The organism is Mammaliicoccus sp. G-M28 (genome assembly GCF_022386595.1).
GTDB lineage: Bacteria > Bacillota > Bacilli > Staphylococcales > Staphylococcaceae > Mammaliicoccus > Mammaliicoccus fleurettii.
In genome coordinates this window covers 21898-35870 of the sequence record NZ_JAJNIF010000010.1, presented here as the reverse complement: position 1 = coordinate 35870, position 13973 = coordinate 21898, and the positions used below count along the sequence as shown (strand labels likewise).

Sequence of the window (13973 nt, the reverse complement as noted above, 5' to 3'; positions counted from 1 at the left end):
AATATTAACCATATATTATATAAAAATATACATAACTCTATTGTACTTAACACACATAATGAAACTTTTACATAGTTTACCAATTTCAAACAAAATATGTATTTTCAGTGTGATAGGATTTCATATGTAGGGCATTAGAATACATATTCGGAGGCGTAAAATTATGAGGGAAAAGAAATATTTTAGTCGTCTATTCATCTTTTTATTAGGCGCAATTTTAGTATTAGCAGCATGTGGCAACGGGGAATCTAGTATCCAATCGAAAGAGTCGGATAATAAAAAAAGTGGAGATTATAAACCTGAAGAGTTAACGATTCAATTCGTTCCTTCTCAAAATGCAGACACATTGGAAGCAAAAGCAAAACCTTTAGAAAAGCTACTATCAGATGAATTAGATATTCCAGTCAAAGTATCAGTGTCAACAAATTACAATACTATTGTAGAAGCAATGAAATCAAAAAAAGTTGATGTTGGTTTCTTACCTCCTACAGCATACACATTAGCACATGATCAAAAAGCAGCTGATGTTCTATTACAAGCACAACGTTACGGTGTTAAAGAGGACGGTTCAAATAGTGATGAATTAGTCGATGAATATAAATCACAATTTATTGTTAAAAAAGGTTCAGATATTAAATCTTTAAAAGATATGAAAGGTAAGAAAATCGCACTACAAGATGTTTCATCAACTGCTGGTTACACATATCCTGTAGCAGAACTATTAGATGCAGGAATCGATCCAATGAACGATATGGATATTACGAATGTGAAAGGTCACGACCAAGCAATTATCGCTTTATTAAATGGAGATGTTGACGTTGCAGTTACGTTCCAAGATGCTCGTAACATTGTCAAAAAAGACCAACCTAACGTATTCAAAGATACTGAAATTGTAAAATTAACAGAACCTATTCCAAATGACACAATTTCAGTTCGTAGTGATATGGATAATAAATGGCGCGATAAATTGAAAAAAGCGTTTAAAGATATCGCTAAAACTAAAAAAGGTCATGATATTGTAAGTGAAGTTTATAGCCATGAAGGTTATGTAGACAGTAAAGACTCTAAGTTTGATGTTGTACGTGAATACGGTAAAAAAGTTAACGAAAACGAAAAATAAGATTTAAGCATAAATATTCTAATATAAAGGCTCAGCTCCTATTTAGCGAGCTGGGCTCTTTATTTACACGAAAGGTGATTCCATATGAGTCAAATAGAATTCAACAATGTCACTAAAGTATATAAAAATGGACATAAAGGTCTCGATAATATCAATTTAAATATAGAAAAAGGTGATTTTGCTGTCATCGTTGGTTTGTCTGGTGCTGGTAAATCCACACTACTCCGTTCAATCAATCGTCTTCACGATATCAGTGAAGGAGAAATCGTTATTGAAGGAAAATCTATATCTAAAGCTTCTGGTAAAAATTTATTAGCAATGAGACGTAATATTGGTATGATTTTTCAGCATTTTAATTTAGTAAAACGTTCTTCAGTTATTAGAAATGTCCTAAGTGGACGCGTAGGCTATCACCCTACATGGAAAATGGTACTCGGCATGTTTCCTAAAGAAGATAAACTTAAAGCATTAGAAGCATTAGATAGAGTTAATATTTTAGAAAAAGCATATAGCCGTTCAGATGAATTATCTGGAGGTCAGCAACAAAGAATCTCTATAGCACGTGCCCTTTGCCAAGAACCATCAATCATACTTGCAGATGAACCAGTAGCTTCTTTAGATCCCCTCACTACTAAACAAGTCATGGATGATTTAAAACGCATTAATGAAGAGCTCGGAATTACAATTATTATCAATTTGCATTTTGTAGATTTAGCTAGAGAATATGGCTCACGCATTATTGGCTTACGTGCCGGAGAATTAGTATTTGATGGTCCTACTTCAGAAGCAGATGATGATACATTTGCAGAAATATACGGACGTCATATTAAAAGTGATGAAAAGTTAGGAGTGAAATAAATGGACAATGATCATTTAGCACCTTATCTAGAGCGAAAATCATCATTAAAACAAATATTTTCAATATTAGTAGTAGCTGCCCTAGTTATTTGGAGTTTTTTGTATACGAAATTTAGTTTAGGCGATTTAATGTATGGTATTCCTCAAATGATGGAACTGTTTAAAAGCATGTTTCCACCAGATTTAAATTATTTATCAAATATTACCAAGCCCATGTTAGATACAATTCGTATGGCAGTTGTAGGTACTTTCATTGGTGCAATATTATCCATACCTATTTCAATGTTATGTGCGAGCAATGTTATCAAATCAAATTGGATTTCTATTCCGTGTAGATTTCTTTTAAACATTGTTAGAACAATACCTGATTTATTACTTGCAGCGGTGTTTGTAGCTATTTTTGGAATAGGACAAATTCCAGGTATTTTAGCCATTATTATTTTATCAATCAGCATCATTTCTAAACTAATGTATGAATCGTTAGAAAGTATTGATGATGGACCTTTAGAAGCAATGACAGCCGTTGGTGCTAACAAATTAAAATGGATTACATATGCTGTTATTCCACAAGCCACTGCACCTTATATGTCTTATGTATTATACGCATTTGAAATCAATATTCGTGCAGCTGCCGTTCTTGGATTAGTCGGTGCAGGTGGTATCGGATTGTATTACGATCAAACATTAGGCTTATTCCAATATCCAAAGACATTAACAATCATTCTCGTGACACTTGTTATCGTTGTGATTATAGATTTCATTAGCACGAAAGTGAGGGAGAAACTCGTATGACAAACAAAACAGAGCAACTTCATTCCCCTACTCAACAGAAAAATTTATTATATCGATGGATTTCAACTATCGTCGTTGTGATTTTATTAATTTGGGCATTCGTAGGTGTCCCAGCATTTGAAATAAAAGAACAATCAGGAACAATTATGCGTTCAATTTTAGACGGATTAATCCATCCAGATTGGTCTTACGTATACATACCTGAAGGAGAAGATTTATTACGCGGACTTTTAGAAACATTTGCAATCGCTGTAATTAGTACATTTTTATCCGCTATATTCTGTATACCATTCGCTTTTATAGCAGCAAAAAATATGGTTAAATTCAAACCCGTATCAAGTGTCAGTAAGTTTATTTTAAGTGTTATACGTGTATTTCCAGAGATCGTTATGGCCATTATATTTATAAAAGCAGTCGGACCAGGATCATTTTCAGGTGTACTAGCCTTAGGTATCCATTCAATAGGCATGATGGGTAAGCTGTTTGCTGAAGATCTAGAAAATTTAGATTTAAGTCCAACAGAATCATTAGTAGCAAGTGGTGCAAACTCCATTAAGACTTTAATGTTTGCAGTAGTACCACAAATATTACCATCGTACATCTCATTAGTATTATATAGATTTGAACTCAATTTACGATCAGCATCAATTTTAGGATTAATAGGTGCAGGCGGAATCGGAACACCATTAATATTTGCACTACAAACAAGAACATGGGATCGTGTTGGTATCATACTTATTGGATTAATCATTATGGTAGCTGTGATAGACATCATCTCAGGTAAAATTAGAAAAAAATTAGTTTAACAGTGGAAGCGACCCGAAAATTCTTGGTTTTCGGGTCGATATTTATTTTTATCGGCCTGTATTTCTCATTTCTGGACCGCTAATTTATTTTATCGGTCCAGAAACCCGAAATACCACATCAAATACAAAATGGCTGAGACAAATTTGTCTCAGCCATTTATTTCCCCTTATATTAAAGCGTCATTACCTTTTTCTTGTTCTACTAGTTTTTTATCATATATTTTAATGAATGGGAACCATATTAAGAATGCTACAAATCCACAAATAAGTGATACTAATACGGCCATTAGACTACCTGCTGTACCAATAAATGCGCCAAATCCTATAGGTGATGGCCATGGTACTTGTGCGATGATTGGTTGTACAAGTTCTAATTTGATTGTCCAGTAACCTATTGAAGCTGATACCATTGGTGCTAAGAAGAATGGTATTGCTAAGAATGGATTATAAACGATTGGCAAACCGAATACGAGTGGTTCATTGATATTGAATAAACCTGGTACTAATGAAGCTTTACCTAATACTTTTAATTGTTCTGATTTAGCTAAGAAAGCTATAAAGATACATAACCCTAATGTTGCACCTGAACCTCCCATTACAACGAATGAATTTTGGAATTCTCCTGCAAATGGGATGTTTGCGCCTTCTATATTTAGCTGCATATTTGTAAGTACGATTGGTGTAATAAATGCACTGATGATATTTGCGCCGTGAATACCTACTATCCAAAGTGCATGTATTAAGAAGTATATAACTAAAATTCCTAACCAACTACTCGTCAAGTACACTACAAATCCAAATGGTACTGCAATTATTTTAAAGATATCCGTATTAAATGCTACTAAAATACCTGTGAAAGTTAGTATGACAAAAGCAACTAAGAATGCTGGTATTAAAGCTGTGAAGGATCTGGAAACACCTTCAGGAACTGCTTCTGGCATCTTAATAATCCATTGGCGTTTCACACATAATCTATATAATTTTACAGCGATGATGGACATTATAATAGCTGTAAATATCCCAGTCGTGCCAAGCCTACTTACACCATCCCCTGACATCTCCCAGCCATTAAATATGTTGACATCTTTTTTCATGATGTTCACAAGAACCATCTTACCGTCTTCCATTATTAATTGTGGTATTGCCATGAAAAATGCAAACATAGATAATAATGCACCGTTAAGCGGATTAACTTCTAAATCTTCTTCATCAGCATAAATTTTTGTGTATTCATAACCGATAACTAAACAGAAATACAATGCTAATATGCCCATTGTTGCCTTATTGGCTAACATGTATAAGTCACCAATTTTTAAAAAGGTACTATTCCAAAATCCTTCTAAAAACGTAAAGGTTTGCGGTATAACATTTAATACTAAAAACATCGAACCAACAATTGTAAATGGTATACAAGCCATACCAGCAGCCATGATTGCTCTTACAATTCTAAATGAAGCTATTTTCCCCATTGGACCCATTAAATACTTCTCTAAAAAAGCAAAAACTTTATTTTCTGATTCCATAACCTAGACCCCTTTTCTTTGTTTAGTTCATTGCATTTTCAAACCTTTGTAATCGTTTATAATGCCAATCTTTGTTATGTCGAATATTATATAATCTAAACAAAATGAAACCACTAACGGCTAATCCTCCGACAAGTACACCAGCTACAATTAACCTTGAACTCGTTTGGTCGACTATAAATGGATATAAATATTGAAATAAAGGTGTTAATAATATTATTGGTATTAATGCTACATTGACCGCGAATAAACTTAAAAAGCAAGACTGTGTATATTTAACATTGTTCGAATGATTACCATACATTCGCACTTGCTCTGCAACACTTATTAAAATGATGATCATTAGTACAAGTGGTATGACCAAAGTTAATGAGCGACTCATCACAAGTGTAAAAAACCAATATAGATTTGAGAAAAAGAACAAAGCTGACATATATCTGATTAATAAAAATCGATTAAAGTACATTGCTTTAAGACTTGTTTCTTTTCTATTTTTTTCAAATTCCACTTTTGTTTTTTTATCCATTTTTTATCCCTCTTTTAAAGTGCATCATTTACTTTTTTATATAAGTGAAGCATCTCGATAGCTACCTCTCTTAAAGTCATTGTAGTCATAAGATGATCCTGAGCATGAACCATAATAATTTCCATATTAATGGATTCACCTGATGCATATTTTTGTAATAAATCAGTTTGAGATTGATGCGCTAAAGTTATTTCTTGATTTGCTTCATCTAATATTTGCTCAGCTAGCTCATAGTTATCCTCGCGCATATTTTTAAAAGCATCATGTATATTTGTACGCGCAGTACCACTATGTAAAATAATTTCAAACGCAACAACTTGAATTTCTTCTTGTTCCATAAGCTAAACCCCTTTATTTATGATATTGACCGACCATATAATTTTTAAAGCTGTTATAATCTTTGCAATTCATGATTTCTGCTATTTTTTCATCAGAATCAATTAAATTAACGATAATATCAATAATCGTTTTGAGCTCATTGTCATTATATTTTGAAGGGGATAACATAATGACAAGTTTGATTTGTTGATGTTGTTCGTCCCAATACACACCATTAGGTACGAGCGCTACAGCTATGCTTGAATAATCGCCTACTGGTTGTGCAGTATGAGGAACAGCTACATCATCACTAAATACAACCGTACTCAATTCTTCTCTAAAATTGAGTTGCCTTCGCAATTTATCTTCAAAATCTTGCTCTTCTTTTAAACTCAATTGTTTAATTAAAAGGTCAAAAAGCGCCTCTTTCGTTATCGCCTCTTCAATATAATTAAATGAACTTTCATTACAATATTGGTTAAAGAACAAGCTATATTGTTCTGTTGCAACATTTTCTTCTAATGCATCATTATATGAAAATTTATTATCATGATGATGAATAAATGTATTTATTTTTTTAATATCTTGTTCGTTAAGTAACACATTCACTTGAATAACTGGTACTTTAAACACAATTGTAGATAGATCAATAGATGAAATAATTAAATCAATATGTTCTAATTTTTCATCGGTTATTTCATAGTAGCTAATTACATCGACTATATTCATTTGTAAACTAAATTCTCTTTCAGCTCTGACTTTGAGCATTTGAGCACTTCCATAGCCTGTCGCACAAATCACTAGCACATTTAACTTTTCACGCTGGTAATATTTTTCAATTGCTGCTAGTAAATGTAAAGTTAAGTATGCCCATTCTCCATCGCTCACTTCTTGATTTTTCAGTTCTTCTAACTCTCCAAAATATGTCTTAGTCATAGTAAGTGATGATTCATTTTGCGCTTTAATATCATGTAATATTGGATTTTCTAAATGAAATTTATTCTGAATGCGCTTTATTAATGGTTCTAAATGTGTAACTAAACCATATAAAAGTTGACTATCAGACGACATCGGAAACCCTAAATCTTTTTCTATTTTATTTAATATTTTTGACACTCTCTGTGATAAGTCACTCTGAGCATCTTGATTTTGAAGTTGAGAACCCTTAGTCATAATGTGCAAGCTGATGTATTTAGCTTCTTCTTCTGGAAATGATATTTTATAAATTCGTTCAACACGATTTAGAATTTTTCTTGCAACTGATAATTCATTTTCAGTTAGCACTTCTTCATTTGAAGTGATTGTCTTCAAACTATAACCATCTAATAATCGTCTAATCATGAGCCCAAGATGTAACACTAGATTTTGAAGTATATAATCTGAAAGGTATACTTTAGATTCTCTCGTCTCATCAACTACAATGATCACCAATTCTTCCATATTGATTTGTAGTAAAAGTGGTGTTTCTTGAAAATATTTATTAATAGAATGAAAGAAATGATTTCCTAAGAAATAATCCATTATAAAATGACGTTTATCTCTTTCATCCCCTTCAATCGCTATACCATGCTGTTGCTTGCTCACAATCCCTAGATTATACTGAGCAATAATATTTTTAATAGATGCAATATCTTGAGAAACTGTAGACCTTGAAATATATAATTGCTCACTTAGTTGCTCAATCGTAATACTTACCTTATTAAAAAGTAACAAGTTTAAAATGTAATACTGTCTATCTTTAGAATCATTGATATTTTCTTGCTCTGGACCATTTTTAGATAAATAACGTTTTAAAAAATTTTCAAATTCTATCATTAAGTCTATTTTGAGTTGGTATCCATACCCTTGCTTAGCAATGAGCGTTGCACCATTTTTTTCTACTTCAGGCTTTAATGTTTTGACATATTTTCTAATCGTTCTATCTGAGAGTTGTAGCATAGTCGCAATTTCTGAACTTTTAACAAATTCGTTGCGTCGTTGTGATAAATAACTGAGTATCTCTATTTCTCTTTGACTTAGCATAAGCTTCCCCTCATTTCATAGAGAGTATTATACCGTTTCTTCCATCCCTTGCAAAATTACACTCGCCAATTTTTCAATGCCCATTGGAATCGGAACATAAGCTTGTGGTGGTATATTAACGACTGGTTTATTCACTTTATCACCAGCTTCTTTTAATTTTTTGAAATACATTTTTGTTTGTGGACTAACTAAATATAAATCGAAAGATTGTTTTTCAATCATTCTTGCACCTTCATTTGCTGAAATTGCATCTACTTCAATATCATGTCCTTGTTCTTTTAAATAATTTGTTGTTTTTTTAGCCATTAAAGATGATGACATCCCTGCTGCACATATAATTAAAGCTTTTTTCATAATAAAAACCTCCGTGTTTTATAATTTTTCGCCATTAGTAGCAATGACATTTTTATACCAATGGAATGAATCTTTTTTAGATCGATCAAGCGTTCCATTGCCTTCATTATCTTTATCCACATATATAAATCCGTATCTTTTCTTCATTTCACCTGTACCAGCAGATACTAAATCAATGCATCCCCAAGGTGTATAACCCATTAATTGAACGCCATCTTCATCAACTGCTTTTATAAATTGTTCGATATGTGTTTTTAAATATTCGATTCTATAATCATCGTGAACAATACCATCTTTTCCTAATTCATCAATTGCACCAAATCCATTTTCAACAATAAACAAAGGCAGATGATACATATCTGTAAACCAATTCATTGCATATCGTAAGCCTTCAGGGTCGATTTGCCATCCCCAATCAGAAGCTTTTACAAAATCATTTTTTACTAAATCACGTGTCTCAACATAATCATATTGTTCATTGGATTTATCATGTGAAATAGCAAATGACATATAATAACTAAATCCTATATAATCAACTGTGCCATTTTTTAAATCTTCTACATCTTGATCCGTAATATCTAAATCAAAACTTTTAGACTTAAAGTATTTTTTCATATATCCAGGATATTCACCGTGAACATGAACATCTGTGAAATAATATCTTTTTTGCATCGCTTTTTGAGCCATGAGCACATCTTTAGGATTACAAGTTGCAGGATAAATTGGACACATCGCAATCATGCAACCAATTTCAAAGTTTGAATTAATTTGATGACCAATTTTAGTAGCTTGAGCACTTGCTACAAGTTCATAGTGTGCAGCTTGATACATAATTTGTTCTCTATTTTCACCGGCTTCGTATTTCACACCTGAATTTGTAAATGGTGCGAAATCTTCATCATAATTTGCTTGATTGTTAATTTCGTTAAAAGTCATCCAATACTTTACTTTGTCTTGATATCTTTCAAAACAGACAGTCGCAAATCGAACAAAGAAATCAACGACCTTTCTATTACGAAATCCTCCATATTCAGTTACTAAGTGATATGGTAATTCAAAGTGTGACAATGTTACGACTGGTTCAATTCCATATTTAAGACATTCATCAAATAAGTCATCATAGAATTTCAGCCCTTTTTCATTTGGTTCTTGATCATCTCCATTTGGAAATATTCTTGACCAAGCAATTGAAGTTCGGAAACATTTAAAGCCCATCTCATGAAAAAGCTTAATATCTTCATTGTATCGATGATAAAAATCAATCGCTTCATGGTTCGGATAATTTTTACCTTCTATAACCCCATCCGTTATTTCTCTATGTTTCCCATGAGATGCTGCTGTCATTACATCAGCAACACTTATACCTTTACCATCTTCTTGCCATGCCCCTTCAAGTTGGTGTGCTGCAACAGCGCCTCCCCATAGAAAATCATTCGGTAGTTTTGACATTCAATATTCCTCCTTTAACCAAACTTTTCTTAATACACTTTTATTGTAAACGCTTCCATTATAGAGTAGCATCTTGAAAAGTTCCGTAGTATTACGGAAATGCATGATATTTAAGTAGAACTGTTTTGAATTTGGATATTGGTTTATGGGGTTTTCGGGTCGCTAATTTTATTTATCGGCCTGTATTTCGTGTTTTCGGGTCGCTAATTCTTTTTATCGGCCTGTATTTTGCGTTTTCGGGTCGCTAAATTTTTTTATCGGTCCGTATTTCTCGTTTCTGGACCGCTAATTATTTTTATCGGTCCGCATTTCTCGTTTCTGGACCGGTAATTTTTTTTATCGGTCCAGAAAATACATATCTTTCAATAAATGAAAAAAATCCAACTGCCTCTGCAGTTGGATTTTTCATATTATCTATTTATAGATCTTGATATTCTAGATACTGTATGTCGCTGACCTCTTATGGCTTTACTCATTGCATATATATTTTCTACTGGTGCTAAGCCGCCATAACCGGCATCACCGATATGTTGTATATCCACACCGAGTGTTTTATTTTTAATTGCGATTTCTCTTATTGTAGCTTCATCTGATCCTTCTTGTGATGTTCCGATTGCGCTCATTACGAGGGCTCCACTACGATGTGCTACTTGAACTGCCTCACGCACTTCGTCTTCACTTACACCCCAGACAGTTCCTACAGCAGGTACTAATATAATGTCTGCACCAGCTTCCACAAATTGTTTAATTGCCTCTAAATTAACAACTGGCTCATCTACACCTGAACCATGCATTTTTCCTGCAATAATTAATCCATCAAAATGTGTTTTCCCAATTTTAACCGCTTCTAAAATATGTTCGTTTGTTACACCAGTTGCTGGATTACCAGTTAAACATACAAAATCAAAGCCTAATTTTTTAGCTTGTTCAAAAGTTTCTTTTGTCGCTTTTCTACCAGAAGATATATCTAGTTTCACTTCGGCCATTTTTGCTTTATCGTCAACTGGTTCCAAGTTAACCCCGATTGGTCTACCTACAAGATGTTTCAAATCTTGAACAGCATTTCCAGTCCCTTTATATTCTTCATTATATAACCCTTGTATATCTGGTTCTATAACATCTAAAGCATTCAACAGTATCATATCTGCTCCGAAAGCAGATGCCATTTCTGCATTTGTTATATCTTGTACTAAAGCTGGCATATGTACAACAACATTTTCACTCAATACTGTTCTACCTTCACTCGCTTTAATACTTTGTTTTAATTCTTCTGTAGAAAATCCCGAAATATCTGAAGCATTTGCACTAATTAATCGTTTAACCAAATTCTTCACCCCTTTTATTTATATACAAGGTAAAGATATAGATATATCGAATCAAAGTCAAATATATATAAATAAGGTATTGAATTTTGAAGATTGCTTGATATAATTTAATTGATATTAATTATCATTATCAATTAAATAGGAGGTTTATATTATGAAAAGATTGATAACATTTTGTTTATGTTTATTATTATTCTTGGCTGCTTGTAACAGTATAGATACTAAAGAAAAATCGCCAGAAGCAGAAACAAAATCAGATTCATCATCAAAAACAAAAGTATTTAAACAAGATGATGGTGAAAAAATTAATATACCTAAAAATCCAAAAAGAATCGTTGTATTACACCCTACCTACATCGGTGCTTTAGTTGAGTTTGGTCATAAACCAGTAGGAGTTATTGATTTTGTTAAACAAAATCAAACTTTAGCTGAAGCGACTAAAGGGGCTAAAATGTTAGGCCAAAATAATGTAGAAGATGTTGCTAAAACAAAGCCAGATTTGATCATCACAACTAAAGAAGATAAAAACATCAATAAATTAAAAAAAATTGCGCCAACTGAACAGATGGACGCAATGAAATCAGATTACAAATCTGCTACTAAAGAGCTTGGAGAAATTGTGAATGAACAAGATAAAGCGAAAAAATGGATTAAAGAATGGGAAAATAAACTAGAAGAAGATAAAAAAACATTAGGCTATAAAGTAGACGAAAAAACAATTACAGTCCTTCAATCAACGCCAAAAGGTCTTACAGCTTTCGGTAAAAACTATGGACGCGGAACAGAAATTGTTTACGGTGGTTATGGTATGACTCAACCTAAAAAATTAGAAAAAGAAACTAAAAATGCTTATATGACAACATTATCTGAAGAAGTACTTTCTGATTATACAGGCGATTACATTATCCTAGCAACAATGGGTGAAACTCCACAATTTACTCAAACAACTAACTGGAAAAACCTTGATGCAGTCAAGAATAATCATGTCATAAAATTAGACTTACAACAAACTCAATATAATGATCCAATTTCTCTTGAAAAACAAAGAGAAGTAATATTGAAACAATTAAAAAAAATGAAATAAATGCTGAAAATATATCAATTATAAAAAATGAAATAAATGCTGAAAATATATCAATTATAAAAAATGAAATAAATGCTAAAAAAGAACCTGAGACAAATTAATGTCTAGGTTCTTCTTTATTTAATGTGCCAACATTTCTTCTTTTACTTCATCCTTAGAAAGTTTTGAAGGGTAATATGTCGGCCAGTTGTCTAGCTCTTTAAGTACTTTATCTTTGTCATCGCCTGCAAATATATGGAAATGAACTGCTTTTTTAGGATAAATGTTATGATCGCTAAATTGTACATATTTTGGTAAATCCTCGCTTGATTCGCCTTTTAATTTAAAGCTATATCTCACGCCTCTATTACCTTTTTCATACTTTAGAATGTCATGTCCATCATATTCGTATTCTCCAGTTGTTGTATGGCCATTTTTAGTGAAACTGATCTTGTTGTCTGCTATTTTTATGTTTTCTATATCTGTTTTATAACCTTTATCGTAATATTCTTTAAATTCTTTTGCTGACATGTCACCATCTTCAGCTTTATGTTCAAATACTTCATCAAGTGTGCCGTCTTTTAAATATGGATAAACGGATTGCCAGTCTCCTTCATAATCTGAAAGTTTACGGTCTTTAACTTGCTTGTCTTTAAAATAACCTTGTTCACTTGCTTTATCATGTGCTGAATCTTTTTTATCATCGTTAGTTTTAATTTTATCGTTTAATGATTTTTCGATGCTTTTAATATTTTCTTTCATCAGTTTCTGATAAGAAAGATCTTTTTCATTTAATTGTTCTTTCGTTAATGATTCCATATTGCTAAATGAAAGTGGCTTAGCATCTGTTTCTTTTCTAATCGTGTCAGTTATTTTAGATGAAATATTGTTTTCATAAAGAATATATTTTGCATCTGTATCTTTAATTTCTTTTACGATTTTAGTTAATTCTTTTTGAGAAGGATCTTCTGCATTCATACTTTGGACACCTTTTTGAACAAATCCATAACGATTCGCTAAATATCCAATAGACTCATGTGAAATAAATACTGTATGACCTTGGTGACCTTTCGTAATATCTTTCATTTCTTTATCAATATCAGTTAAATCTTTATTTAATTTCTTAAAGTTTTTCTCATAATATTTTTTATTATCAGGGTCTTTTTTAACTAATTCATCTTTAATACCTTTAATCATTTCTTGGTTAAGTTTAGGGTCTAACCAAACGTGTGGGTCATATCCACCGTGATGATGCCCTTCATGTTCGTGATCATGGTCGTGTTCTTTTTCATCACCGTGTTCATGTTGATCAGTTAATAATGCTGATTGATCGATACTATTTTGAAGAGATAGTTTTTTATCATCTTTTTTAATAGTTGATGCTATTTTCTTAGCTACAGCATCTAAATCGTCACCAGTATATACAAATAAATCCGCTTTACTCGCATTTAAAATATCTTTTTGAGTTGGTTCATAACTATGTAAATCTGTACCTGCTGGATAAATTGATTCAACTTCTACGTGTTTGCCACCAATCTGTTCTATGAAAGATTTTAGTGGGTAAACTGTCGTTTTAACCTTTAATTTATCTGAATCATTATCTTTGTTGCCAGTTTGGCTACACGCGGCCAACACCATTGTAAGAACAAAGACAATTGATAGTATTCCTGTCCATTTTTTCATCTTGTACACTCCTTTTATAAATAGTAACTGTTACGATTTAAAATTATATACTCTAATTTATTAAAAGACAAGACTTATTTTTAATTAGCCTACATTATTCTATAACGCGTTTATTTTGTTAACATGAAACCGCT

General features: G+C 32.2%; 13 protein-coding genes. 5 read left to right on the top strand and 8 right to left on the bottom strand.

Annotated elements, in window-relative coordinates:
- The first annotated feature begins 163 nt into the window (after positions 1–163).
- The 4 genes from LQ609_RS09420 to phnE (LQ609_RS09405) all read left to right on the top strand — a co-directional run bounded on the left by LQ609_RS09420 (position 164) and on the right by phnE (LQ609_RS09405) (position 3576).
- Entirely contained in the window at positions 164–1120 is a 957-nt protein-coding gene (locus LQ609_RS09420; RefSeq protein ID WP_107510148.1) for a phosphate/phosphite/phosphonate ABC transporter substrate-binding protein, read from the top strand.
- An 84-nt stretch (positions 1121–1204) separates the two neighbouring features.
- Positions 1205–1978 carry a phosphonate ABC transporter ATP-binding protein gene (gene phnC / locus LQ609_RS09415; RefSeq protein WP_239734648.1) on the top strand — a complete coding sequence of 258 codons (774 nt, stop codon included), beginning with the start codon at positions 1205–1207 and terminating at the stop codon, positions 1976–1978.
- Complete coding sequence (phnE, locus tag LQ609_RS09410; RefSeq protein ID WP_239734647.1) at positions 1979–2770, top strand: phosphonate ABC transporter, permease protein PhnE; 792 nt, start codon at positions 1979–1981, stop codon at positions 2768–2770.
- A complete protein-coding gene (phnE, locus tag LQ609_RS09405) occupies positions 2767–3576 on the top strand; it encodes a phosphonate ABC transporter, permease protein PhnE (protein ID WP_078357255.1) in 810 nt (269 codons plus the stop codon). Before phnE (LQ609_RS09410) ends, phnE (LQ609_RS09405) begins: the two co-directional genes overlap by 4 nt.
- Positions 3577–3743: 167 nt before the next feature.
- Here the strand turns inward: phnE (LQ609_RS09405) and celB are convergent, their stop codons facing one another.
- The 7 genes from celB to LQ609_RS09370 all read right to left on the bottom strand — a co-directional run bounded on the left by celB (position 3744) and on the right by LQ609_RS09370 (position 11093).
- Positions 3744–5099 (bottom strand): PTS cellobiose transporter subunit IIC, encoded by a 1356-nt coding sequence (gene celB, locus LQ609_RS09400; protein ID WP_239734646.1) that lies wholly within the window; start codon positions 5097–5099, stop codon positions 3744–3746.
- Positions 5100–5121: 22 nt separating this feature from the next.
- Positions 5122–5625 carry a hypothetical protein gene (locus tag LQ609_RS09395; protein WP_078358435.1) on the bottom strand — a complete coding sequence of 168 codons (504 nt, stop codon included), beginning with the start codon at positions 5623–5625 and terminating at the stop codon, positions 5122–5124.
- A 14-nt stretch (positions 5626–5639) separates the two neighbouring features.
- Positions 5640–5963 carry a PTS cellobiose transporter subunit IIA gene (locus tag LQ609_RS09390; protein WP_115337761.1) on the bottom strand — a complete coding sequence of 108 codons (324 nt, stop codon included), beginning with the start codon at positions 5961–5963 and terminating at the stop codon, positions 5640–5642.
- A 13-nt stretch (positions 5964–5976) separates the two neighbouring features.
- Positions 5977–7965, bottom strand: a complete 1989-nt coding sequence (locus tag LQ609_RS09385; protein ID WP_239734645.1) for a BglG family transcription antiterminator — start codon at positions 7963–7965, stop codon at positions 5977–5979.
- A gap of 27 nt (positions 7966–7992) precedes the next feature.
- Complete coding sequence (locus LQ609_RS09380) at positions 7993–8319, bottom strand: PTS cellobiose transporter subunit IIB (RefSeq protein ID WP_115337762.1); 327 nt, start codon at positions 8317–8319, stop codon at positions 7993–7995.
- An 18-nt stretch (positions 8320–8337) separates the two neighbouring features.
- A complete protein-coding gene (locus LQ609_RS09375; protein ID WP_239734644.1) occupies positions 8338–9768 on the bottom strand; it encodes a 6-phospho-beta-glucosidase in 1431 nt (476 codons plus the stop codon).
- Positions 9769–10178: 410 nt separating this feature from the next.
- Positions 10179–11093 carry a DUF7916 family protein gene (locus LQ609_RS09370; RefSeq protein ID WP_078358430.1) on the bottom strand — a complete coding sequence of 305 codons (915 nt, stop codon included), beginning with the start codon at positions 11091–11093 and terminating at the stop codon, positions 10179–10181.
- Positions 11094–11247: 154 nt separating this feature from the next.
- Between LQ609_RS09370 and LQ609_RS09365 the strand changes: the two genes are divergently transcribed.
- Complete coding sequence (locus LQ609_RS09365; protein WP_239734643.1) at positions 11248–12177, top strand: ABC transporter substrate-binding protein; 930 nt, start codon at positions 11248–11250, stop codon at positions 12175–12177.
- Positions 12178–12297: 120 nt separating this feature from the next.
- Here the strand turns inward: LQ609_RS09365 and adcA are convergent, their stop codons facing one another.
- Entirely contained in the window at positions 12298–13839 is a 1542-nt protein-coding gene (gene adcA, locus LQ609_RS09360; RefSeq protein ID WP_239734642.1) for a zinc ABC transporter substrate-binding lipoprotein AdcA, read from the bottom strand.
- Between the last annotated feature and the right edge of the window lie 134 nt (positions 13840–13973).

What these genes read in the sequence shown, in the direction of transcription:
- celB (WP_239734646.1), bottom strand. Translation starts at nt 5,099, where the DNA reads ATGGAATCAGAAAATAAAGTTTTTGCTTTTTTAGAGAAGTATTTAATG.
- phnE (WP_239734647.1), top strand. Translation starts at nt 1,979, where the DNA reads ATGGACAATGATCATTTAGCACCTTATCTAGAGCGAAAATCATCATTA.
- LQ609_RS09390 (WP_115337761.1), bottom strand. Translation starts at nt 5,963, where the DNA reads ATGGAACAAGAAGAAATTCAAGTTGTTGCGTTTGAAATTATTTTACAT.
- LQ609_RS09420 (WP_107510148.1), top strand. Translation starts at nt 164, where the DNA reads ATGAGGGAAAAGAAATATTTTAGTCGTCTATTCATCTTTTTATTAGGC.
- LQ609_RS09395 (WP_078358435.1), bottom strand. Translation starts at nt 5,625, where the DNA reads ATGGATAAAAAAACAAAAGTGGAATTTGAAAAAAATAGAAAAGAAACA.
- phnC (WP_239734648.1), top strand. Translation starts at nt 1,205, where the DNA reads ATGAGTCAAATAGAATTCAACAATGTCACTAAAGTATATAAAAATGGA.
- LQ609_RS09365 (WP_239734643.1), top strand. Translation starts at nt 11,248, where the DNA reads ATGAAAAGATTGATAACATTTTGTTTATGTTTATTATTATTCTTGGCT.
- LQ609_RS09375 (WP_239734644.1), bottom strand. Translation starts at nt 9,768, where the DNA reads ATGTCAAAACTACCGAATGATTTTCTATGGGGAGGCGCTGTTGCAGCA.
- adcA (WP_239734642.1), bottom strand. Translation starts at nt 13,839, where the DNA reads ATGAAAAAATGGACAGGAATACTATCAATTGTCTTTGTTCTTACAATG.
- LQ609_RS09380 (WP_115337762.1), bottom strand. Translation starts at nt 8,319, where the DNA reads ATGAAAAAAGCTTTAATTATATGTGCAGCAGGGATGTCATCATCTTTA.
- LQ609_RS09385 (WP_239734645.1), bottom strand. Translation starts at nt 7,965, where the DNA reads ATGCTAAGTCAAAGAGAAATAGAGATACTCAGTTATTTATCACAACGA.
- phnE (WP_078357255.1), top strand. Translation starts at nt 2,767, where the DNA reads ATGACAAACAAAACAGAGCAACTTCATTCCCCTACTCAACAGAAAAAT.